The sequence below is a fragment of the Alkalihalophilus lindianensis genome (assembly GCF_032843265.1).
GTDB lineage: Bacteria > Bacillota > Bacilli > Bacillales > Bacillaceae_D > Alkalihalophilus > Alkalihalophilus lindianensis.
Window position 1 is genome coordinate 86,730 of sequence record NZ_JAWJBA010000001.1, and the last position, 20,515, is coordinate 107,244.

General features: G+C 39.3%; 26 protein-coding genes. 23 read left to right on the forward strand and 3 right to left on the reverse strand.

Annotated features, from left to right (window positions below):
• Positions 1 to 65 precede the first annotated feature (65 nt).
• Genes RYX56_RS00530 through RYX56_RS00540 form a run of 3 tightly spaced genes read left to right on the forward strand, consistent with a single transcriptional unit; the run spans position 66 to position 1,602 of the window.
• The gene (locus RYX56_RS00530; RefSeq protein ID WP_317120186.1) at positions 66 to 302 is read left to right on the forward strand and encodes a hypothetical protein; all 237 of its coding nucleotides are present in this window, start codon (positions 66 to 68) and stop codon (positions 300 to 302) included.
• A gap of 52 nt (positions 303 to 354) precedes the next feature.
• Positions 355 to 1,131 (forward strand): class I SAM-dependent methyltransferase, encoded by a 777-nt coding sequence (locus RYX56_RS00535; RefSeq protein WP_317120187.1) that lies wholly within the window; start codon positions 355 to 357, stop codon positions 1,129 to 1,131.
• A complete protein-coding gene (locus RYX56_RS00540; protein ID WP_317120188.1) occupies positions 1,132 to 1,602 on the forward strand; it encodes a GNAT family N-acetyltransferase in 471 nt (156 codons plus the stop codon). It abuts the gene before it with no gap.
• Between the two features lie 218 nt (positions 1,603 to 1,820).
• On the opposite strand, the gene RYX56_RS00545 is transcribed toward RYX56_RS00540, so the two are convergent.
• Entirely contained in the window at positions 1,821 to 3,875 is a 2,055-nt protein-coding gene (locus RYX56_RS00545) for a catalase (protein ID WP_317120189.1), read from the reverse strand.
• A gap of 274 nt (positions 3,876 to 4,149) precedes the next feature.
• On the opposite strand from RYX56_RS00545, the gene RYX56_RS00550 reads away from it, so the two are divergent.
• The 15 genes from RYX56_RS00550 (at position 4,150) to RYX56_RS00620 (ending at position 13,697) form a co-directional block, all read left to right on the forward strand.
• Positions 4,150 to 5,202: a serine hydrolase domain-containing protein gene (locus RYX56_RS00550; RefSeq protein WP_439108445.1), complete on the forward strand. Its 1,053-nt coding sequence runs from the start codon at positions 4,150 to 4,152 to the stop codon at positions 5,200 to 5,202.
• 66 nt (positions 5,203 to 5,268) lie between these two features.
• Entirely contained in the window at positions 5,269 to 5,478 is a 210-nt protein-coding gene (locus RYX56_RS00555; protein ID WP_317120190.1) for a 2-hydroxymuconate tautomerase family protein, read from the forward strand.
• Between the two features lie 422 nt (positions 5,479 to 5,900).
• Entirely contained in the window at positions 5,901 to 6,245 is a 345-nt protein-coding gene (locus RYX56_RS00560) for a hypothetical protein (protein ID WP_317120191.1), read from the forward strand.
• A 34-nt stretch (positions 6,246 to 6,279) separates the two neighbouring features.
• Complete coding sequence (locus RYX56_RS00565; protein WP_317120192.1) at positions 6,280 to 7,008, forward strand: alpha/beta fold hydrolase; 729 nt, start codon at positions 6,280 to 6,282, stop codon at positions 7,006 to 7,008.
• Between the two features lie 183 nt (positions 7,009 to 7,191).
• Positions 7,192 to 7,911 carry a YebC/PmpR family DNA-binding transcriptional regulator gene (locus tag RYX56_RS00570; RefSeq protein ID WP_317120193.1) on the forward strand — a complete coding sequence of 240 codons (720 nt, stop codon included), beginning with the start codon at positions 7,192 to 7,194 and terminating at the stop codon, positions 7,909 to 7,911.
• Between the two features lie 145 nt (positions 7,912 to 8,056).
• The gene (locus tag RYX56_RS00575; RefSeq protein ID WP_317120194.1) at positions 8,057 to 8,842 is read left to right on the forward strand and encodes an SDR family oxidoreductase; all 786 of its coding nucleotides are present in this window, start codon (positions 8,057 to 8,059) and stop codon (positions 8,840 to 8,842) included.
• A gap of 141 nt (positions 8,843 to 8,983) precedes the next feature.
• Entirely contained in the window at positions 8,984 to 9,166 is a 183-nt protein-coding gene (locus tag RYX56_RS00580) for a hypothetical protein (RefSeq protein ID WP_317120195.1), read from the forward strand.
• Between the two features lie 172 nt (positions 9,167 to 9,338).
• The gene (locus RYX56_RS00585; protein WP_317120196.1) at positions 9,339 to 10,019 is read left to right on the forward strand and encodes a DNA alkylation repair protein; all 681 of its coding nucleotides are present in this window, start codon (positions 9,339 to 9,341) and stop codon (positions 10,017 to 10,019) included.
• A 35-nt stretch (positions 10,020 to 10,054) separates the two neighbouring features.
• A complete protein-coding gene (locus RYX56_RS00590) occupies positions 10,055 to 10,222 on the forward strand; it encodes a hypothetical protein (RefSeq protein WP_317120197.1) in 168 nt (55 codons plus the stop codon).
• A gap of 22 nt (positions 10,223 to 10,244) precedes the next feature.
• On the forward strand, positions 10,245 to 10,412 hold the full coding sequence (locus RYX56_RS00595) for a hypothetical protein (RefSeq protein WP_317120198.1): 168 nt from the start codon (positions 10,245 to 10,247) through the stop codon (positions 10,410 to 10,412).
• A gap of 91 nt (positions 10,413 to 10,503) precedes the next feature.
• Entirely contained in the window at positions 10,504 to 11,064 is a 561-nt protein-coding gene (locus RYX56_RS00600; protein WP_317120199.1) for an HPP family protein, read from the forward strand.
• A 383-nt stretch (positions 11,065 to 11,447) separates the two neighbouring features.
• The gene (locus tag RYX56_RS00605) at positions 11,448 to 11,702 is read left to right on the forward strand and encodes a hypothetical protein (RefSeq protein WP_317120200.1); all 255 of its coding nucleotides are present in this window, start codon (positions 11,448 to 11,450) and stop codon (positions 11,700 to 11,702) included.
• 320 nt (positions 11,703 to 12,022) lie between these two features.
• Positions 12,023 to 12,499: a hypothetical protein gene (locus tag RYX56_RS00610; protein ID WP_317120201.1), complete on the forward strand. Its 477-nt coding sequence runs from the start codon at positions 12,023 to 12,025 to the stop codon at positions 12,497 to 12,499.
• Positions 12,500 to 12,621: 122 nt separating this feature from the next.
• The gene (locus RYX56_RS00615; RefSeq protein ID WP_317120202.1) at positions 12,622 to 13,092 is read left to right on the forward strand and encodes a DinB family protein; all 471 of its coding nucleotides are present in this window, start codon (positions 12,622 to 12,624) and stop codon (positions 13,090 to 13,092) included.
• 35 nt (positions 13,093 to 13,127) lie between these two features.
• Complete coding sequence (locus tag RYX56_RS00620; protein ID WP_317120203.1) at positions 13,128 to 13,697, forward strand: GNAT family N-acetyltransferase; 570 nt, start codon at positions 13,128 to 13,130, stop codon at positions 13,695 to 13,697.
• Positions 13,698 to 14,077: 380 nt separating this feature from the next.
• On the opposite strand, the gene RYX56_RS00625 is transcribed toward RYX56_RS00620, so the two are convergent.
• Together RYX56_RS00625 and RYX56_RS00630 are read right to left on the reverse strand one after the other, a co-directional pair.
• Positions 14,078 to 14,929, reverse strand: a complete 852-nt coding sequence (locus RYX56_RS00625) for a polysaccharide deacetylase family protein (RefSeq protein WP_317120204.1) — start codon at positions 14,927 to 14,929, stop codon at positions 14,078 to 14,080.
• Between the two features lie 164 nt (positions 14,930 to 15,093).
• Complete coding sequence (locus RYX56_RS00630) at positions 15,094 to 17,016, reverse strand: 5'-nucleotidase C-terminal domain-containing protein (protein ID WP_317120205.1); 1,923 nt, start codon at positions 17,014 to 17,016, stop codon at positions 15,094 to 15,096.
• A gap of 180 nt (positions 17,017 to 17,196) precedes the next feature.
• Between RYX56_RS00630 and RYX56_RS00635 the strand changes: the two genes are divergently transcribed.
• The 5 genes from RYX56_RS00635 to RYX56_RS00655 all read left to right on the forward strand — a co-directional run bounded on the left by RYX56_RS00635 (position 17,197) and on the right by RYX56_RS00655 (position 20,487).
• Positions 17,197 to 17,730 carry a GrpB family protein gene (locus RYX56_RS00635; RefSeq protein ID WP_317120206.1) on the forward strand — a complete coding sequence of 178 codons (534 nt, stop codon included), beginning with the start codon at positions 17,197 to 17,199 and terminating at the stop codon, positions 17,728 to 17,730.
• A 25-nt stretch (positions 17,731 to 17,755) separates the two neighbouring features.
• Positions 17,756 to 18,031 (forward strand): hypothetical protein, encoded by a 276-nt coding sequence (locus RYX56_RS00640; protein ID WP_317120207.1) that lies wholly within the window; start codon positions 17,756 to 17,758, stop codon positions 18,029 to 18,031.
• Positions 18,032 to 18,068: 37 nt separating this feature from the next.
• Positions 18,069 to 18,461 (forward strand): DUF2283 domain-containing protein, encoded by a 393-nt coding sequence (locus RYX56_RS00645; RefSeq protein WP_317120208.1) that lies wholly within the window; start codon positions 18,069 to 18,071, stop codon positions 18,459 to 18,461.
• Between the two features lie 100 nt (positions 18,462 to 18,561).
• Positions 18,562 to 19,278 (forward strand): FadR/GntR family transcriptional regulator, encoded by a 717-nt coding sequence (locus RYX56_RS00650; protein ID WP_317120209.1) that lies wholly within the window; start codon positions 18,562 to 18,564, stop codon positions 19,276 to 19,278.
• Positions 19,279 to 19,473: 195 nt separating this feature from the next.
• On the forward strand, positions 19,474 to 20,487 hold the full coding sequence (locus tag RYX56_RS00655; RefSeq protein WP_317120210.1) for a mannonate dehydratase: 1,014 nt from the start codon (positions 19,474 to 19,476) through the stop codon (positions 20,485 to 20,487).
• Positions 20,488 to 20,515: the final 28 nt, after the last annotated feature.

Here is a 20,515-nt window from a genome sequence, read left to right on the forward strand (position 1 = left end):
AGCAGAAAGTCTAATAAGAACAAAGGGTAAAATCAAATTCGAGGTAAAAGATAGGAGAGAGTGAAATGAAAAGGTACTTGGTGTTTATTGTTAGTTTTGGAGTGCTGTATATTGTTTTTGAATTGATATCAGGCTTGATCTTGACAACCTTTTTTACTCCTGAATTTGTAAGCGTAGAAAGTAGTTTACAGCAAGAAGTTGCTTTGGGGTATCATTCATCGATTCCCTTACTAATGCTAGTTTCTGTTGCAACTATAGCATTTTTCATATCAAATAAGGTTTCTAATGTATACGGAGCTTAATTTTAGGAAGTGCTTCTTGCGGGTGAATAAGTTAGAAAGCGAGGGATGAAATATGGGGATTAATTTTCATAGCAAAGAAAATCAACTTTCTTATACGACTCGAACAGCTGATCGTTCATGGGTGGAAACCGTGCAAAAGCTCCTGCCTATCAAAACGATATCTTATGCAGCTGATGTCGGTTGTGGAGGTGGAATATACTCAAAGGCCCTATCTGATATGGGAGTCGAAAGAGTAATAGGTGTTGATTTTTCAGAAAGTAACCTTGAAGGTGCAAGAGAAAACTGTAAGGATTACACTAACGTGTCCTTTAGGTATGGGCAGGCATATGAGACTGGGTTAGAAGGTGGCTGTTATCAGCTCCTACTTGAAAGGGCTTTGATCCATCATCTTGAAGACTTAAATGCTTGTTTTAAAGAAGGGTATCGGGTTTTAGAGAAAGATGGAGTGTATATGATTCAAGATCGAACTCCAGAGGATTGTTTGCTAGCAGGTTCAGAAACTCATATTAGAGGGTATTTCTTTGAATGCTTTCCTAAGTTAGTAGAAAGAGAGACAAAACGCAGATATACTAGCGCTTCAGTCATCAAAGCTCTTAAAGATGTAGGGTTTAAAGAGATCGAAGAGGTCACGTTATGGGAAACAAGAAACGTTTATGAGAAGAAGGAGCAGTTACTTAAAGACATAAGCGAGAGAACGGGTAGAAGCATTTTACATGAGTTAGATGATAAAGAATTAGCCTCACTTGTTGACCATATTGACGATGCCCTAACCATAGATTTGAACATCGTTGAAAAAGATCGGTGGACGATTTGGAAGGCTGTTAAGTAGATGGAAATTAGATTAGCAGGGAAAGAGGACTTAGAGGGAGTGGCACTTCTATTAAATGAGGTTACCTTGGATTTACAAAAAAGAAGGATTCTTCAATGGGAGTACCCCTGGGACGAAAAAGCCCTTTTCAAACAGCAGCAGTCTGAGAGCTTATATGTGGTGGTACGAGATGAAGAAATAATTGGGACTTTTTGTTTGAGTGAAATAGATTCAATCAATGATTTAGTCGTGGATAAAGGGAGTAAATATTTAGCACAACTTGCGATTATTCCTGCCTTTCAAGGGAGGAATGTAGGCTCCTCGATAACCGAGTTTGCGTGTGATGTTGCAGAAAGAGTAAATAAATCGCTGTATTTAGACTGTTGGGCTGGAAACGGTAAATTAAGAGCGTTTTATACAAAAAATGGCTTCGCTTGCCTCGGTAACTTTAAAGAGGCCGATTATTTCATTAGCGTGTTTAGGTATAACTGAATAAGTGGTGAGGCTGGCCGCTAAAGTGATAGTCTTAAATGAATGAAATGAAGCTGTCTTCAAGGGCAACATGTATTTTTTAAATTACTAGGCATCAGGATCATTAAAATGAAAGTTTACGATACGAATCTTTCTGTTCTATTAAGGAAATAAAAAACAAAGCAAGGGCATATGCCCTTGCTTATTTATTCCTCTAAAAAGAGTATTACGAAATTTATTTATACGACTTGTCTCTCCCAAAAACGATGAGCACTAATCGCTTCGATAAATTGAGTAGCGAATTCAGTGGTTTGTCCTTTTCCTGCAATGATGCCGGGACCTTTTACTAGTTGCTGTGCTTCAAACCATAGCAGTCCTTCGCTCGTCACTGCGATCGGTTTATAATGCATGTATGCTTCTTTTATAAGTATTTTTGCATCTTTTTCAAATTCCTTGTTCGCATTTGCTCCTCCTTCTACATAGACCGCATCAAAAGCAACCGACCCATCTGTGAGAAATGTATGCTTTGACTCTAGTTCTGTACCGTCTAAGGCTTTAATTGGGCCCAGTTTGTCGCTTAAAATAGTTGCATGTACTCCATTTGATTCTAGGACTTCTAAGACTGCTTTTACATTTATACTATTAAATCCATCTGCAATAACCACAACAGCTTTTCGGGTATTGGGTTTTTTAAGTGTGTTTTCCTGACTAAGAGCCGGGGAAGATTTTGTTGCATTTGTTGTGCCAGATGTAGGGACCACTACATCAATGGCTTTTGCAAAAGCTTGTGTCATATCCAAATCAACATTTGCGAACATGTTGACAACATTTTGTCGTACATCTTTACTTTTAACCTTACCAAGCTCAAAACGGAAAGCATCAATAATATGTTGCTTTTCAGCTGCACTCATACTATTCCAAAATAGAGTTGCTTGAGAGAAATGGTCTTTAAAACTTTCACTTCTAGCACGTATTTTGCGTCCTTCGACTTTTTCTTGATAATGAGCATATCCACCTTCAGCTGGACTGACTGTTTTTGGTGAATTATTTGCAAGTGAATTATTGTGATAGGCTACTTGACCTTTGTTAATCGTTTGACGATGAAAGCCATCACGCTGATTATTAAAAAAGGGACAAACTGGCCGATTAATTGGAATCTCATGAAAGTTAGGCCCACCAAGGCGTAGGAGTTGTGTATCTGTGTATGAGAACAGCCGTGTTTGAAGAAGTGGGTCATTTGTGAAGTCAATTCCTGGTACTACATTTCCAGGATGAAAGGCCACTTGTTCTGTCTCAGCAAAGAAATTGTCAACGTTACGATTCAAAGTCATCTTGCCAATAATACGAACTGGAATATCTTCTTCAGGCCAAATTTTTGTCGCATCTAAAACATCAAAATCGAAGGCAAACTCGTCCTTCTCTTCGAGGATTTGTACCCCAAGCTCAAATTCTGCATTATTTCCCATATTGATAGCATCCCATAGATCTTTTCGCATGAAATCAGGGTCTTTTCCACCTAATTTTTGTGCTTCGTCCCACACCAATGAATGTGTCCCTAATAGAGGTTTCCAATGGAACTTAACAAAGTGAGCTTTGCCTTCTTCATTTACAAATCGAAACGTGTGTACACCGAAACCTTCCATCATTCGAAAACTTCTTGGAATAGCGCGGTCACTCATAAGCCACATGATCATATTAGCAGACTCTTGATTCTGCGATACCCAGTCCCAGAATGTATCATGAGCAGCACTTGCTTGTGGTATTTCATTATGAGGCTCGGGTTTAATGGCATGAACCAAATCTGGGAATTTAATCCCGTCTTGTATAAAAAAGATCGGAATGTTGTTCGCTACCAAATCGTAATTCCCTTCCTCGGTATAAAACTTAGTTGCAAAACCGCGCACATCACGTGGAGTATCAAGTGACCCGCGGGAACCGACCACTGTTGAAAAACGAACAAATACAGGAGTTTTCACATTTGGATCTTGTAAGAATTTAGCCTTTGTAAATGATTTCATCGATTCATATACTTCAAATTCCCCGTGAGCGGCAAACCCGCGGGCATGTACAACACGTTCCGGAATTCGTTCATGGTCAAAATGAGTCATTTTTTCCCTGAAATGAAAATCTTCCAATAATGTAGGACCGCGTTCTCCAGCCGTTAGCGAAAATTCATCTTCTGAAAGTTTTAATCCCTGATTGGTCGTCATAATTTTATCTTGATTATCAGCACTCCTAAATAATTCTAACTGTTCATTTTTACTGTTTTCATTTATTTCTTTTTCTTCATTCATCTTAAACCACCCCTTATATGGAAATCTTAATCATTAGTAATATCTTTCGTCATAAATGTTATATTTATACAAAATTTAACTTGTTATGAAGTTTATACGGAGAATATCAGTAATGTCGTTTTTTTTACTCTAGTCAAAGCTTGTGCAGGAGTACGGGTATCCTCTTCCATAATTAATGAAAGAATAGATATGGTTTAAAATAGAAAATAATGTTAAATTTGGAGGGAGTATTTTTGGGAGGAAATCCTCTTCTGGATAGTGAAAGGGAGTCTTGATGTTGGAAGGGGAGAAAAGAGTGCTTAATACAATAAACCTGCAAGAGCGGATGAAGCATTATCAGGTAGCTGGTGTAAGTGTGGCGAATATTCTTAATCAGGTAATCAGTTTAGAGAGTTATGGAACGTTAGAAGCTGGTAGCGTTAAATGTGTAGACGATAATACTCTATTTAATGCCTGTTCAATTAGCAAGTTTTTAACGGGGATGCTTGTGGTGATTTTAGCGGAGGAAGGATTAGTTGATGTGGATGAGGATGTGAACGAAAGGCTAACCTCATGGAAAGTACCACTGAATAAATGGACGGGAGTGAAGGCCGTTACTTTACGGAGCTTGCTCAGTCATCAATCTGGAATAATCGACCCTGAAGGTAGCTTCTCCCCGTTGAATATTACTGATGACATCCCATCAATGGTTGAATTATTAGAGGGGAAGACTCCTTATTGTATCGAACAAATTGAAGTGAAGTATGGCCCAGAGAGCGAATTTCACTATTCTGATGCAGGCTTTTGTATCATCGAGCAGCTACTAGAAGATGTTACTGGCAAGTCGTTTGTGGAATTAATGCAAGAAAACTTATTTAAACCACTGGACATGACAAATAGTACATATAAGATGAAACCATCTAAATTAAACAGAGCGAATGCTTCCTGTGGTCACAACAAGAAAGGGGAGGTCGTAGATGGCAGCTATCCGGTTTACCCTTATTCCGCAGCATCTGGATTATGGACAACATCTTCAGATTTAGCCAGTGCAGTTCTGGAGTTGATGAATGCACTACAGGGGGAAAGTAAGCTTGGTCTTTCTGCAAATGCAGCAAAAGAGATGATTTCTTCCCAAGGTGGCAAGGATTGGTGTGGATTAGGTGTGTTTTTAAACGGGTCAGAAAAGGAAGTGGAAATGTCATCACTCGGCTGGGGCGTAGGCTTTCAATGTATGCTTGTGGCCACTCCTTATGCAGGACATGGATTGGTCGTCATGACAAATACAGATCTAGGTGTGCATCAATTAAAAGGGATCATTGGTGAGATGTATCAAGCGTATAGCTCTTAACAAACAAATAATGGTAGTATCGTTATATAGAAAGCAATCAAAAATATCGGAGAAAGGATGTTAAACATGCCGTACATTAATATTAAAATTACAAAAGAAGAAACACCCGTCACGACTGAACAAAAACAACAACTCATAGAAGGAGCAACGACCTTACTTCAGGAAGTGTTAGGAAAGAATCCTAAAACAACGGTTGTCGTGATTGATGAAATCGACATGGAGAATTACGGCCTTGGTGGGGAGAGTATTAAGGAAAGAAGAAAGCGTGGGGAATAGAGAGCATAGATGAAAGAGAGAAGCTGTCATGTTGACGGCTTTTTTCTGTATGAGCAGTTGGAAAATGATGTTAAAATAAACATAGACATAATATTGGTAGTAGTCGTGTGAAGGGGAGATTTAAATTAAAGAGTAGTAAAATGAGAGCCCAATTAATAGTGATGGTCATTGGTGCAGGCGTTGGAGGAATCTTAGGAGCTTATTACCAAGGGTGGTTGTGGTGAATCGCTTGATTTATAAATGGAGGTGAGCCTGTGGGAGAGAGGGTAAGTTATGAAACCATTATCTTTATCGTACTCTGTGCTGTTCTTTTTGGGGTAAGTAATTTAGTTCTTTCCTTTTCCCCACACCGGTTATTTGTATTGTGATGGCCGAGCGGACTATTAAGTATGTCATAAGGAATCGTAGTACAGAGGAGAAAAATGGATGGAAAACTTGATATGATGTCGCAAATGAGTCATTCATTCTTTCAAACTATATCTGCTAGTGTGGTAGGAACCATTCTACAAATGACTTTCTTTGTACTGTTTTTTGGAGGTTTACTAGCTGAACTACCTAGTATTGTTGGATTTATCTCGTGTTTTTTGATTGGGCTATTGAGTTTAATTGCCGGAGTGTATTCGATAAAAAAGGGGTACTGTGATTTCTTTTGGTTAACTCTTTATGCAATCGGAAGCAGCTTTATTTCAATACTTATTCTATTGCTTACCCTCTATATGTACCTCTCAGTCGAAGGAGATGGCATGGGGCCGTTGCTATTGCAATAACTAGCCATAAAGGGTTAGAAGGGAGGAGTGTTAGATGACGCAAGAGATGGTTATAAAGGTTAGGGATGTGAATTTATTTGCTAAGCTGGTGGGGGAGCATCAGGGTAAACCGACTGTGATCATGGATGCTGGGTATGGAGATGATTCATCCGTTTGGAAGTCAATGATCATGGAGGTTGCTGCGTTTGCGAATGTGCTCATTTATGATCGAGCGGGTCTTGGAAAAAGCGGTAAGAGTTCGAACGAGCGGACAAGTCTGGAGATGGTGAAAGAATTAAACGAACTTCTTCATCAGATGAATCTAGATCCACCGTACCTATTAGTAGGGCATTCATTTGGTGGTGTAAATATGCGATTATATGCAACAGAATATCCTGAGGAGGTGTATGGTCTTGTCTTAGTGGACGCTACACCAGAAGACTACAGAGAACGCTTTCTCCCAACAATGTCACAAGAGTTTCAACAAGCCTATGCCAAACAATTTACGCGCGAAGGCAATTACGAAGAAGTCATCAAAAGCTTAAAGCAGCTCAAAGAAACCAAACAAAGAATACATATCCCTCTACTCGTTCTTTCAGCAGGCAAAAAAGCATATTACACAAAATCTGCTCAAGAGCTATGGAATGACATGCAAAAAGAGATGGCGACTCTTTCATCAAAGGGCGAATTCATTCTTGCGGAAAATAGTGCTCATTACATACAAAACGATGAACCTGAAGTGGTTGTGAATGCGATTAAGAGGCTGATAGAGGGAATAAATTAGATGGAGCAACTAGCTTAAACAAGCAATAAAGGAATCATAAGACCATTAAAAGGATTTGGTTATCAAAAGATCGTAGAAGTGCTTTTTTGAGGAGGGGGTTAAAACCTTCAAACTCTGAGCCTATGATGTATAATAGGAAACGTAGAAGCAGAAGAAATCAATCATTGAAAGTGAGTGTTCATCATGGGTCGTAAATGGAACAATATTAAGGAGAAAAAAGCAGCTAAAGATAAAAATACAAGTCGGATTTATGCGAAATTCGGACGTGAGATTTATGTTGTGGCAAAGCAAGGTGAGCCAGATCCTGAATTGAACCAGGCATTAAAATTTGTTCTAGAGCGTGCTAAAACTTATAATGTGCCAAAGCATATCATCGAACGTGCGATTGAGAAAGCAAAGGGTGGCTCGGAAGAAAATTATGACGAACTACGTTATGAAGGCTTTGGTCCAAACGGGTCGATGATCATAGTAGATGCCTTAACAAACAACGTTAACCGTACAGCTGCTGAGGTGCGCGCAGCATTTAGTAAAAACGGTGGGAATATGGGAGTCAGTGGATCTGTTGCTTATATGTTTGAAGAAACGGCTGTTGTTGGTCTGGAAGGCAAAACGGCAGATGAAGCTCTTGAATTGTTAATGGAGGCAGACGTCGATGTGCGTGACATTTTAGAAGAAGACGATGCAGTCATCACGTATGCAGATCCAACTCAATTCCATGCTGTCCTAGAAGCATACAAGCAAGCTGGGGTCGAAGATTTTACGGTGGCAGAAATTACGATGCTCGCTACAAGTGAGGTTGAGCTTTCCGCAAATGAATTAGATCAATTCGATAAGATCATGGATACATTAGAAGATTTAGAGGATGTTCAACAGGTTCATCACAATGTTGATTTAGGAGAATAATAGTAAGGTAGTACAAGTCTCATCCCAGTGGTGAGGCTTGTTTTTATATCTGCTCTATCTGCTCTATCTGCTGCTTTATGTTTAGCTCATTTTTCTCGGGGAATAAAAGGCTACATGATCATTCAACTTACAGGAGGCTTGTAAATTGGCTAAGACAATTTTGATTACCGGAGCAGCAACAGGACTTGGAAAAGGAACAGCAATCGGTCTCGCAAAAGAAGGACATCATGTGATTGCTACCGTTGAACTTGATGCTCAGATAACGTCACTTAGAGAAGCAGCAAAGGATGAAGGAATTCATTTAGAAGTGTTTAAAATGGATATTAAGAATCCCGCTGACCGAGCGAGGATGTTACGATATGACTTTGATATATTTGTCGCAAATGCAGCGATTAATGAAGGAGGACCTCTTGGCGAAGTGCCGATGTCTATTTTTCGAGAGATCTTTGAAGTGAACGTATTTAGTACATTAGAAACAGCTCAATTAGCGGCACAGAAATTTGTGCGCAAAGGTTATGGGAAAATCATGTTCATGTCCTCCATGGCAGGCACGATGGCAGGTCCATACAGTGGCTTATATGCAGCATCTAAACATGCCTTAGAAGCGATTGCAAAGTCTCTGCAAAAAGAGATGGAGTATTTCGGGATAAAAGTAGCTACGATTAATCCTGGCCCATTTGAAACAGGATTTAATGACCGCGCTGTCGAGGCGAAGTGGAAATGGTATAACGAAGACATCCATTACTCACCGGCGACAGAAATGAGAGAAAAAGACCGTCGGGTGGAGGATCAATTTGACCCAGCAGATATGATTGCGAAAATGGTTGAAGTGATTCCACAGGACTCACATAAATTCCGTATCGCTTATCCGCCAGAAACAGAAGAACAAATGAAGAAAGAAGAAGCGGAAAACTGGACCAAAGAAATATAGAGTAGTAGAAAGAGCTCCTGAGATCTGATCAGGAGCTTTTTTTGTTTCGTTAATTCCTCCTTATTTTTTCCATCTTTCAATGTTACACTTGAAGGAACAGAACATGACATTGGTGTTTTCGTAAAAGGAGTGAAGGCCCGTATGAAGAAAGATCTCAAACAAAATCTAGTCGGTATCACCCTCTTTTTTACCTTTTGTGTGATCGGAATGCTGTTTTCAGACCGTCTGCCTTTACTGACTTTTATTGGGATAATAGGGCTAGCCGGCACATCCTATTTTATCTTCCGTATAGTGACAGATGCGATTGGATTTCAGAGGGAATGAGCAGTCGGAATATTGTTGCACTTACTTCGGTTTGCCACTCCCTTTTGAAATTGTACAATTAAGCTCAAACGTTACAACAATTCCCATGATCTCAGGCTTGATCGCTGGATATGTATTACTAAATAGTTTAAAAGAATAGTGAAATTGTCAAAAGAGGAGATGATCTTGGCTCATGAATGTCCCATTAGATGTATACATTCAAAAGCTTGTTGATGTGTTTGAAGAACACACTGATAGAGAGTACGCTGAATGGTCAAGAAATTATTTAAGAAACCAATTCGCTTCTTTAGGGGTCCGAACTCCGATTCGAAGAAAAGTGACGCTACAATTTTTGAAAGAGTATGGATTGCCACTAGAAGGTGAACGTAAAGAACTTATCTTTGTTCTTTGGAATCTTCCTGAGCGTGAATACCAACAAGCAGCCCTAGACATTCTTGTAAAGGTCAAAAAAGACCTCACTCCAAATGATGTGACATGGATTTCAGAGCTTATTATCAAAAAATCATGGTGGGATACAGTCGATGTACTCGCTCCCCATATTATCGGGTATATGTTCCAGAAGTACCCTAAATTGATTGGTCCATTTGCTGAACAGTGGATTGAAGATGACAACATATGGTTGCAGAGGTCAGCGATCTTATTTCAACTGAAATACAAAGATCAAACAGATGAATCACGTTTGTTTGCGTATATTTTAAGAAGAGCAGATAGCGAGGAATTCTTTGTTCAAAAGGCGATTGGGTGGGCCTTACGTGAATATGCAAAGACTCGTCCAGCACCGGTGAAGCAATTTGTAAAGGAACATTCGTTAAAACCACTCAGTAAACGAGAAGCGTTGAAGCATTTATCTTAATACAAATGCTTTGATGAATTGGAGGGATTACATAAATGAATGAAGTGTTACTCATCTCAATTATGTTTTTACTATTTTTAACGTATAAGTTCCTTTCAATTGTTAGAAATAAAGAGGGAACAGAAGGTAATAGGAGAATAGCTTGGTTACTGTATAGTGTTGCTGTGGTCACGATTATCACAGTGAATGTTTTTCTTTATTAACAAAGGTAGGAGTGAGTGATATATGGGCATTGGCTCGATAATTGTTTTTTATCTAGTCCCAATTGTGCTTGTTGCATTAGTTATTCGTTGGGTCAGGCTAATCAAAGTGAATTCGGATGAGCAGGTTCAACAAAACAAACAAATCATTACCTTGTTAGAAGACATTAGAAAGAGGAAAAACACCCTTTGACCCGAATTGAAATTTCTATACAATAGAAGTCATTAGGGAACGTTCGACATAGTAAACATATGGAGAGCATAGCTAAAGGGGAGTCTTATTTATGTTGGAAAAAGAGATTGATAAGAAAGTAGAGTCGTCACCACTGGATGGGTTTATACATACATATATCATGAAAATGAAAGGTGAGAAAAAGAGTATCCCTCAGGTTGAAATGAAAGAGGGAGCGATCTCGGCTACGGGTGGTTTTCTTGCCATTATAATCATTAGTGCGGTTGCTGTCCTATTAGGTTTTCCAATGGTGCTAGGTCCGATGGGGGCAAGTTGTTTGCTAGTATTTGCAGCGCATGAGGGACCTTTTTCGCAGCCACGACAGATCCTTGGCGGACATCTTATTTCAACGCTTGCGGCATTGTCGATATGGGATATATTCGGGAGAAATCACCTTACAATCGGGATAACATTAGCCGTGATTTTGCTGTTAATGCTAGGGTTGAAAATGGTTCATCCTCCAGCTGCAGCCAGTGGAATGGTTGCAATCAACACACAAGCCGGATGGGGGTTTCTTCTTACGATTATGATCGGTGCGCTACTAATCGTGGTGCTATCCGTCCTTTATAATAATCTTTTCAAAGACCGGCAATATCCAAGGCAGTGGTTTTAGCAAGAGAACGTGAGCGTATCACAGCTCTCTTTTTTATTACTCGTAAGTGACTCCAATCATTTAAAGACGATTGAAGCCCTTGTACAGAGTGAGGTTTGGAATGGGAGGATTAGTTTACATGAATGTGTATGTAACCATTTTTTATAATTTCTGTATTTCTGGGGCTTTGTGGAAGCGGAAACGGTAACCGGAGAATATATATGTACAGATTCAAAAATCTAGGGCTAAGAAGGGCGAGTCACAGCAACTGCTATTTTGAGTAGTTGCTCTTTTTTTGTTTTCACTCAAGAGAAATGATGAAAAAGTGGAAGTTCTACTGGAAATGATATGTTAGAATGACATGTAACTGGTAATGTGTGAAATGGTATTTTTGGAGGGTCAATATGGAAATATGGTTATTATTTTTCGTGGTGATTCTATTATTCTCTGTGAACAGTATCTACAATCGGGTTAAGTCAACGGAGGCTAAGATCGATCGAATTGCTAAAAAGCTTGGTGTATCCAACTCTCCACTTGATGAAGAGCTACGTGCGCTGTTAAAAGCAGGAAAAGATGTGGAAGCTGTGAAGGTAGCAAGAGATGAGTTAGGACTTAGTTTAGTAGAAGGAAAGAAGTATGTGGATTCGTTAAGGGATTAGGCTGAATGAAAAAGGGAGTAAGCTTTGAGATTCCAAACGCATATGGAAGGCCGCTTGGGGAAGTACTTATTCTTCAACCATGCAAGGAATTGTGGGTTTAAGAGGTGGCATACATAACAGATGAAAACGATACAAGAACAAGCCTCAAAGCGTGGTGAAGCTTTCTTCTTTCCTTCTTAAGGCTGGGTTTCTTTTTTCTGAAAAAGTTAACGATGAGGATAATGTGTAAAAAAATGGGTCATTTACCCTATTACAACATTCGCCAAAATCCTTATAATTAACTAAGTATTACATAATTTACCTGGTGAGGGGATAGCGAATTGAGCAAGAAATTAGTAATGGTAATTGGATCGCTTATGTTACTTTTTTTGGGGGGATGTTCTCTTTATCAGAACGTAATAGGCAATACCGATCTGATGACAAGTTATCTAGAAGACACAGAGAGCATTACTGATGGGTATTTAATGCTGCTGAATGAGGAAGCGACGATTGAAGATGAGGAAGAGTTAACGAACTTCACAGAAGATCGTGTTATCCCTACTCTCAATCAGTTACTTGCAGATTCTAACGAAGTGGAAGCGAATTATTCAGATGAACAACTGTTAGAAGTTCATGCTCTTTTGCCACAATCCTTTGAATTATTGGTTGAAGCAAATGAAAAGTGGCTAGAAGGAAACGATGAAGCTGAAGACCTGTTTATGCAATCAGAGGAGCTTTATCTTCAATATGAAAATGATTTAGAAAAGCTTGCGTCAAAATGGGGCATTGAAATTGTCTGGGAAGATATAGAGGAATAAATGAGAGCCCCTTTGTTAGGGGCTTTTTTAGTTATAGTCGCAAAATTTTATAATAAAACAAGGAAATCTGATTTTAAAAACTAATAAGGATAAGAGAATATTTACATTTTAGGGGTGTGTGTATGCATACATTTTTTGAATATAACTGGCAGGTCAGAGACGAGTGGTTTACTTGGTGTAATCAACTAACCACTGAGGAGTTGCTGAAATACCGTATTGGCGGGGTGGGGGGTATTTTGTATACACTCTTTCATGTCATTGATGTCGAGCATAGTTGGCTTCGGGCGATTGTGGGGAAGGACGATCTCGTCGTTCCGTTTGCTGAGTACGATACTCTTGAAGGCATTAGATTTCTTTCTGATACCTATAGGAAGGAGATCAAAGAGTTTTTACCAAAAATTTTAGCTGAATCAACAAATCAACTTGTAACGGTAGCTTGGGATGAAAAGAACTATAGAAAAAATGATATCCTTCATCATGTCATTGCTCATGAAATCCATCATATCGGTCAGCTTTCCGTTTGGGCAAGAGAGGTGGAATTAAAACCAATTTCAGCTGATTTTTTAGGAAGAGAGTTCACATCTATGAAGTAAACATGATGACAAAGCAGGAGGAGTGGAGTTTACAAATGACTACAAATGTTCCTAGTTTTCCAATGATAGAAACAGAGAGATTAATTCTAAGAAAAGTGACGGTAGATGATGCAGAAAGTATGATGAAGTATTTGTCTGATCCAGACGTCATGGAGTATATGGGATTAGAACCGTTTAAGTCGATTGCAGATGTCTTGGGTGAGATCTCTTGGTACGAATCGATATTATCCAACAAGACGGGAATTCGATGGGGGATTACTATAAAAGAAGAGGATAAGGTGATTGGCAGCTGCGGTTTTTTGAACATCATCTCCAAGCATTACCGCACTGAAATTGGAATTGATTTGAGTAAAGAGCATTGGGGACAAGGAATCGCAAGTGAGGCGATTGAAGCTGTCATAAGGTACGGCTTTAACCAGATGAACTTACAAAGAATAGAAGCGTTAATAGAACCAATGAATATCTCCTCGCAAAAATTGTTTGAACAACAAGGCTTTATCCAGGAAGGGTTATTGAGAAAGTATGAGTACACGCGAAATGGATTCGATGATCTTTATATGTATTCTTTGTTAAAGGAAGATATAGAGGCAGAAGGTAAATCATGATGCTAGAAATTAAAAGGCCAACTGACTTTACATTAGTTGCGAGCTTTATAGCGGAGTTAAATAACGAGAAGGAACACCATGTCGTGTAAATAACTTAAAAATGGGGCTGGGACAAATCTAAGAGGTTTAACTAAGGATACGAACGAAGCGCTAGATTAGCGGATGAAATATACGTAGACCTCATGCGGGATGAAAAGCAGAGGTGAGACCCTGCAGTCCGTAGCACGAGGAGGCTCACCAGCTTCCCGCGGAAAGCGAAGTATATTTCAGGAGCGGTATACATAGACCGCATCCGTAACGTTCGATTTTCCATAAGTTAAAATACTTTTGTCCCAGTCTCATACTATAGAACTCCCTGTAAGCTTTAAGCTGTCGGTTACCTATTTTGTAAATGGAATATTCAACAATTCTGGTACTGTGACAAACTCATACCCCTGTTCTTGCAATGATGGAATAATTTGTTTAAGGGATTCGATTGTATTTGTCCGATCTCCATCCCAATCTGCCCCATCATGCATGAGGATAATAGCTCCTGGTTGAACGTTGTCTATTACCTTTGAAGCGATGACTTCTGGTGGATCTTCCTGCCAATCCAATGAATCGACTGACCAACCAATTACCGAATATTGCATTTCAGCAAGTTTTTCGACCAATTCATTATATAAAAAACCATACGGTGCACGAAACAGACTTGTTTGGTAACCAATAATGTCTTTAAGAACATCTTCAGTTCTTGTTACTTCCCTCTCTAGGGTTGCTATATCGCCTTCTTTAACAAGATTAGGGTGGAAGTAAGTGTGGTTTCCAATCACATGCCCTTCATTATTCATCCGCTCGACAATTTCAGGATAAGCGATAGCACGTGAACCCATTAAAAAAAACGTGGCGGGTACGTTGTACTGATTTAAGACATCTAATACTTCTTCAGTAAAACGGGGATCAGGACCGTCGTCAAAGGTTAATGCGATTCTATTTTGATCGGTTGGTCCCTGTAAGAAAAAGGTGTCTGGATAGCGTTCCTTCAAGATATTCATATCAACAGGCTGTTGACGTTCTCTCTCGGGATTTTCACGTCCCCTTCTAAGCTTATCTGACTTGTCTTTTTTCCATGAGATTTGTAGCTCGGGATCCTCCGGAGCTAATTCATTACCCAAAACCGTCATGATATCTGTCATTTGAAAACAAAACAAAAGTACAGCAACTAACAACACCTTAAACATACTCTCTTTCATTCATTCATCTCCTATCAAAAAGTCGTCATACATTGTTATTTTTAATAAAAAAGGAGCATTTATACAAAGAAAAGGAAAACAATCCGATAAAGCTTTCGTATAAAGAATCAGTTAGGGGGATAATGAAAAAAGAGAACCCATTACAAATGGGTTCTCTACATCTTTTATTTAACAACAATTCTACCTTCTACTTCAGGAATTGAGTTGTTTGATTGAAGGGCATTGATCAGGATCGTGCTAAGCAATTCGCCACTGTCAAATTCAATATTGTCTACGTTAAACATCTCAAAACCATCTCCGCCTGCAGCCGTAAAGTTATTCGTTGCAACGGAATAAGACTTTACTAAATCAAGCTGTTCGCCGTTAACAAGCACTTCACCCACGCGACTTCCGGCAGGCTTTGCTGGATCGAAGCTGAAGCTAAGGCCAGATACATGGAGGAAGCCACCATTTTCTGCAGGATAGAGGCGAACAGAATGCTCAAGTGCAGCCAAGATCTCGTCTCCGGTTAATGTGGTACTGACAAGTGTATTATCAAATGGAAGCGTCGTAAAGACATCGTTTCTGGTGACTTCTCCTGGCTGAATCGAAGCGCGGATCCCGCCACCGTTTGTGAGAGCAATATCGGTACCAAGCTCAGCGCGCATTGCATCTGTAATCAGGTTTCCAAGATTGGTTTCCTTTGTCCTTACATCTGTACGCTCTCCGTCAAGTTGTACATCTGTAGTAGCAATGACTACATTTAACTCTTGATCAACCTCTTCTTTATACTCATCTAAAATAGCAGTTACAGAAGGATCTTCTGTTTTATCTGCATGATCACGGTAAAGGAATCCGTTCACACCAATGAGGTTGTCGTTGTGGAAAATCAAATTCGTATGGCCAAGTGCTTTTCCATATTCATTCGCCTGTGTGACATATCCATGAGTATATTTGATTGGCGTTTCAATTGTATCGTGGCTGTGTCCACCAAAAATAACATCAATTCCATTCACTTCATTGGCGATGTTTACATCTGTATCAAGACCTGAATGGGAAATCGCTACAATCGCATCTACTTCATTTTCTAACTCAGCCACTAGTTGCTTGGCTACTGTAACTTCATCTAGAAAAGTAATTCCTTCAATACCTGCAGGGTTCGTTTTCACAGCTGTATCTGTAGCCGTTAAGCCAACTAAAGCGATCTCTTTTCCATTCCTTTCAACAATCGTATAGCCATCTAAAAATGGATCGTCATCTTTTAAAATATTTGCACTAACTAGTGGGAAATCAAGCTTGTCCTTTAATTCTAAAAGGTAATCTTGACCGTAGTTGAAATCGTGGTTCCCAGGCACCATCGCATCGTATTTCATTTCATTCATCGCATCAACGGCTGCTAGTCCTTGATTAAAGTTCACATAGTTTGTTCCATGGAATGTATCTCCAAGGTCAACGAGTAGGGTAGGGTTCTTGCTACGTGCCTGATTAGCCAGCTCACTGATCTTTGCCAACCCTAATTCTTGATTTGTTTCGTTATGCATAATTCGCCCGTGCAAGTCATTTGAATGGATGACAGAAACAAACTCAAAGTTGGTTTCGTAGGTTGATAACATTGCTTTCAGCTCTAGGTGAGTAACCGGTTTTTTAGGTTGGAAGGTAGGCTGACTAGAAGGAATCAGACCCAATTCAGCTGCAGCTGAAAGTTCTTGGTGATACTCACTGTTAATAGCTTTAAAATCTCTGAAGGCTTTAAGTGAATCGATCGAATAGGAATCTCGAAGATTAAGAGAGCGAATTAAGAACACATAGGCTTGTTCTCGAGTTACTTTCTCATTCGGTCCAAACGTAGAACCACTCGTGTCGTCTAATATATTTGTACGGATTGCTGCTTCAAGATAAGGTTTTAATTCCGCATCGACATCCGTAAATGGAATCTCTCCATCTTGCAAATCAATACCAAGTGTATTGACTAATTGCTTAATAAATTCTCCTTTTTCCACAGGTTGATTCTGGTTCTGCCCAGCTTCAACAATACTTGGATTAAATAAACCTGAAAGCCCAATTACGACGGCTAACATCAAGGCAAGCATCTGTTTACATCCGTTCATATAATCACTCCTATTTACATTGATTTCAAATCCATTTCTATTATAATTTGAAAAGAATGAATTCGGGGGAGTTTTCAGTTAATCTTGTAAGATGAGGAAAATATAACTATTTTCTAGCTAGTTCGTAAAGGAATATTAGACTACTAGATTTCTTGTTTTTTCAAAAAAGGAGGAAGCGATATGAGAAAAGTTGAAGTGGTCCCTTACCAACAAAGATGGGCAAAGGACTACGAGTCGGAGAAGGACCAAATTGAGACCGTATTGGAGGATGAATGTCTCGCCATTCACCATATTGGAAGTACAGCGATACCCACGATTTCTGCTAAGCCTATTATCGATATTATGGTGGAAGTGAAGGACATAAAGAAGGTTGACGATTTTAATGTGGAGTTTGAGAATTTAGGCTATGAAGCGCTGGGTGAGAACGGTATTACAGATAGACGCTTTTTCAAAAAGGGTGGGGATGATAGAACTCATCATGTTCATATTTTCGAACAAGAAAGCCTTGGAATCAAGCGCCATATAGCTTTCAGAGATTACATGCTTGCTCACCCGGAAGAAGCAAAAAGGTATAGCGAATTAAAACAAAAGCTAGCACGAAATTTCCCGAGCAATATTGATCGATATATCGAAGGGAAGGACGGATACATCAAAGAGATTGAAAGAAAAGCAATGGAATGGTTGCGGGAGAATAAGGGTGACGAACAGGAATGAAAAGGAATGAATAGAGGGGATTAATATGGGAATGTTTTTTGAGAAAGTGAATCGGAAAAGTGCGATGCCAGTCGTGGTTCTAAGAATTACGATAGCATTAGGCATGGTTATATTATTTATAATGGGAATCACAAATGACTTTGATTTCTTCTATATTGGGTTGATGTTTATGTTAGGGGCGGTTGGTTCTGTAATAGATGGAGTGGAACGATTGTACAGAAATGAGAAGAGAAAGCTGTCCCTTTTAGATTTCGGCTTAGCGGCAGTTTATGTGATTGTAGGTTTAACACTGTATCTTTAGTTACGTTCCACATATATAAATAGGAGGACTCGAGAAAATGGTCATTACATACGATGCAGATGCAGAGATGGCTTATATTTATTTAGCAAAGCCAGCTACCTATGAAATAATCGAAACAACGGAGGTCGAAGAAAATGTTGATTGTATGATCGACATTGGACGAGAGATTCCGGTTGTAGGAATAGAAGTTGGTGGAAGGTCCGCAGAGAAACTAGCTTATGTAAAAAGAGAAAACAACCACTTTACTCGAGTGGTAACAGAAGTTGGAGATGAGTTTTTCTTGTTAGTAGTAGAAGATCAACCAATTACAAAATCAGTTGCATTTGGTGATGAGGGAGCAGTAAGTTTACTTTTTTCAGATAAAGCGTGTACAAACTTTATCGGAGTAAGAGTAAGAGGTGAGAAGTATAGAGGGTTGGATGATTTATAAGCTGAGTCTCTTCTTCAAAAAGGTACTTTATTAACGCTTTCATTTTAATGTTATTTGTCTTACAATTGAAATACACCTATAGAATGAGGGAGGAAAGAGTATGGAAGAAAATAAAGAAGTGGATATCAAGTCCCTTAGCCGTAAATCCTTGTCGAAGCAAGTCATTGATGAAATCATTAATTTACTAATGACAGGTCAATTAAAGCCAGGTGATCGAATTCCATCTGAAATGGATTTAATGGAGATCTGTGATGTAAGTAGACCGGTTATCCGCGAAGCATTAACCTCACTTGAAGTGATGGGAATTGTAAACAGAAAGACGCGTCATGGAACCTTTTTCTCTGAAAAGATTGGGAGTAAACCATTTTCGATGATGTTGGCACTCTCGGCCGGAGATGTTGTATCGATCATAGAAACACGCGTTGCTCTTGAGTTGGGTTTAGTAACGTTAGCTGCTGAGAAAATAACAGACGGAGAGTTAGCAAAATTAAAAGATTCAATTGAAGATATGAAAAAGCTTCCAACAGATGATTCGTCTGAACTTGATATGCGTTTTCATAAAATGATTGCTCATAGTGCTAGAAACCCGCTTTTTGAAGGGATTATTGATGCATTACAGAAATCTCATATGAAAGTATTAGAGCATATTCCATTAGAGGATCGCGATTTAAATGCGACAATAAAGTATCATCAAGACATTTATGATGCATTAGAAAAAAGAGACCCAATTGAAGCCTATATTGCGATGTATCGTCATCTAGATTTTGTTCGAAAGAAAGCCCTAAGAGCGCTTGACCTTAAAAATGAAGCCAAATGATGGTTTTGAATAAATCATTATTTGGCTGATCAAGGTGTAACATTTTTAGAAAATTCAGTATTGACTTATAAATTCATTTGTCTTACAATTAAATTAACAAACAAATAGAGTATCAGAAATCCTTTAAGTGATACAAATAGTTTTAAAAAAGCGAAAGATTGTAAGCGTATTCTTTTGGATGAGGAGAGATAATCAATGATGAAAGTATCGGTAACAACAACTAAATTTGATTTAACGGATGCAGAGTTGAGACAAATGTGTCAGCTTGGGATTGACTGTGTTGATTTTGGTACAGGGTCTTCCTTTCCTGGAGTGAAAGAACAAGGCTTTCCAGATCTAGATGCCGTGTTAAAAATGAAGAAACGTGTCCGGTCATTTGGCTTAGATGTGAATAGAGTGACGCTCCCTGATCTATCTCAACGTTTTATGAATAGTGAAGATGGGAGTGAAAAGGAGCTTGAAAACTCGGTAAACGCAGTGAAGGTCTTCGGTGAAGCTGGGATCAAAATTGTCAGACAACGGTTTGCAGGTGATACCTATAACTATATGACAAAGAGCTACCAAGCGCGGCAACGTGGGGGAGCGATAGGGAGAGGGGAAAGTTTAGGGTTTCAGAAAGAGCCTTATCAAACTCCTACTTTAGAGGAACATGAGAAATGGTGGTTACGCTTTCTGGATGCGTATGCTGAACTTGTTCCAACTTGTGAAGATTACGACGTGAATCTAGGGATGCACCCATCTGATTCACCTAACCATGATACACCATTTGGAGGTCTAGGATACCGCAGGATAATGGATGAATTCCCAAGTAAAAATGTGGGTTATATCTATTGTGTTGGCACAAGAGCTGAAGAAGGTGGCAGCCCTCTAGTATTGAATGAGATAAACCACTACGGCAGAAAAGATCGCATCTTTCTTGTTCATTTTCGGAATGTTCGTGGGTCACTCCCAACTGCAGGCGCATTTGAAGAAGCCCTCCTAGATGATGGCGACATGAATATGTATAAAATTTTATTAGAGCTTAGAAAGGTAGGATATAACGGTTGTTTAAATCCTGATCATGTTCCGATGATGGAAGGTGACAAGCCAGACCTAGATGGGAACTGGGCTCACTCGAATATTGGCTGGAGTTATGGCAGTGTTGGCTTTGCTTATTCGATCGGCTACATAAAAGCACTACTTGCTGCATTAGTCGAATTTGAAGGATAGTACTCTTCAACGAAAGAGGGAGGATGCG

Bases quoted from the DNA above. Each gene is read 5' to 3' on its own strand.
- RYX56_RS00650 (WP_317120209.1), top strand. From the start codon at position 18,562: ATGGAAGAAAATAAAGAAGTGGATATCAAGTCCCTTAGCCGTAAATCC.
- RYX56_RS00550 (WP_439108445.1), top strand. From the start codon at position 4,150: ATGTTGGAAGGGGAGAAAAGAGTGCTTAATACAATAAACCTGCAAGAG.
- RYX56_RS00565 (WP_317120192.1), top strand. From the start codon at position 6,280: ATGACGCAAGAGATGGTTATAAAGGTTAGGGATGTGAATTTATTTGCT.
- RYX56_RS00600 (WP_317120199.1), top strand. From the start codon at position 10,504: ATGTTGGAAAAAGAGATTGATAAGAAAGTAGAGTCGTCACCACTGGAT.
- RYX56_RS00595 (WP_317120198.1), top strand. From the start codon at position 10,245: ATGGGCATTGGCTCGATAATTGTTTTTTATCTAGTCCCAATTGTGCTT.
- RYX56_RS00640 (WP_317120207.1), top strand. From the start codon at position 17,756: ATGGGAATGTTTTTTGAGAAAGTGAATCGGAAAAGTGCGATGCCAGTC.
- RYX56_RS00560 (WP_317120191.1), top strand. From the start codon at position 5,901: ATGGATGGAAAACTTGATATGATGTCGCAAATGAGTCATTCATTCTTT.
- RYX56_RS00630 (WP_317120205.1), bottom strand. From the start codon at position 17,016: ATGAACGGATGTAAACAGATGCTTGCCTTGATGTTAGCCGTCGTAATT.
- RYX56_RS00645 (WP_317120208.1), top strand. From the start codon at position 18,069: ATGGTCATTACATACGATGCAGATGCAGAGATGGCTTATATTTATTTA.
- RYX56_RS00585 (WP_317120196.1), top strand. From the start codon at position 9,339: ATGAATGTCCCATTAGATGTATACATTCAAAAGCTTGTTGATGTGTTT.
- RYX56_RS00540 (WP_317120188.1), top strand. From the start codon at position 1,132: ATGGAAATTAGATTAGCAGGGAAAGAGGACTTAGAGGGAGTGGCACTT.
- RYX56_RS00545 (WP_317120189.1), bottom strand. From the start codon at position 3,875: ATGAATGAAGAAAAAGAAATAAATGAAAACAGTAAAAATGAACAGTTA.
- RYX56_RS00625 (WP_317120204.1), bottom strand. From the start codon at position 14,929: ATGAAAGAGAGTATGTTTAAGGTGTTGTTAGTTGCTGTACTTTTGTTT.
- RYX56_RS00620 (WP_317120203.1), top strand. From the start codon at position 13,128: ATGACTACAAATGTTCCTAGTTTTCCAATGATAGAAACAGAGAGATTA.
- RYX56_RS00605 (WP_317120200.1), top strand. From the start codon at position 11,448: ATGGAAATATGGTTATTATTTTTCGTGGTGATTCTATTATTCTCTGTG.
- RYX56_RS00635 (WP_317120206.1), top strand. From the start codon at position 17,197: ATGAGAAAAGTTGAAGTGGTCCCTTACCAACAAAGATGGGCAAAGGAC.
- RYX56_RS00530 (WP_317120186.1), top strand. From the start codon at position 66: ATGAAAAGGTACTTGGTGTTTATTGTTAGTTTTGGAGTGCTGTATATT.
- RYX56_RS00655 (WP_317120210.1), top strand. From the start codon at position 19,474: ATGATGAAAGTATCGGTAACAACAACTAAATTTGATTTAACGGATGCA.
- RYX56_RS00590 (WP_317120197.1), top strand. From the start codon at position 10,055: ATGAATGAAGTGTTACTCATCTCAATTATGTTTTTACTATTTTTAACG.
- RYX56_RS00535 (WP_317120187.1), top strand. From the start codon at position 355: ATGGGGATTAATTTTCATAGCAAAGAAAATCAACTTTCTTATACGACT.
- RYX56_RS00555 (WP_317120190.1), top strand. From the start codon at position 5,269: ATGCCGTACATTAATATTAAAATTACAAAAGAAGAAACACCCGTCACG.
- RYX56_RS00570 (WP_317120193.1), top strand. From the start codon at position 7,192: ATGGGTCGTAAATGGAACAATATTAAGGAGAAAAAAGCAGCTAAAGAT.
- RYX56_RS00580 (WP_317120195.1), top strand. From the start codon at position 8,984: ATGAAGAAAGATCTCAAACAAAATCTAGTCGGTATCACCCTCTTTTTT.
- RYX56_RS00615 (WP_317120202.1), top strand. From the start codon at position 12,622: ATGCATACATTTTTTGAATATAACTGGCAGGTCAGAGACGAGTGGTTT.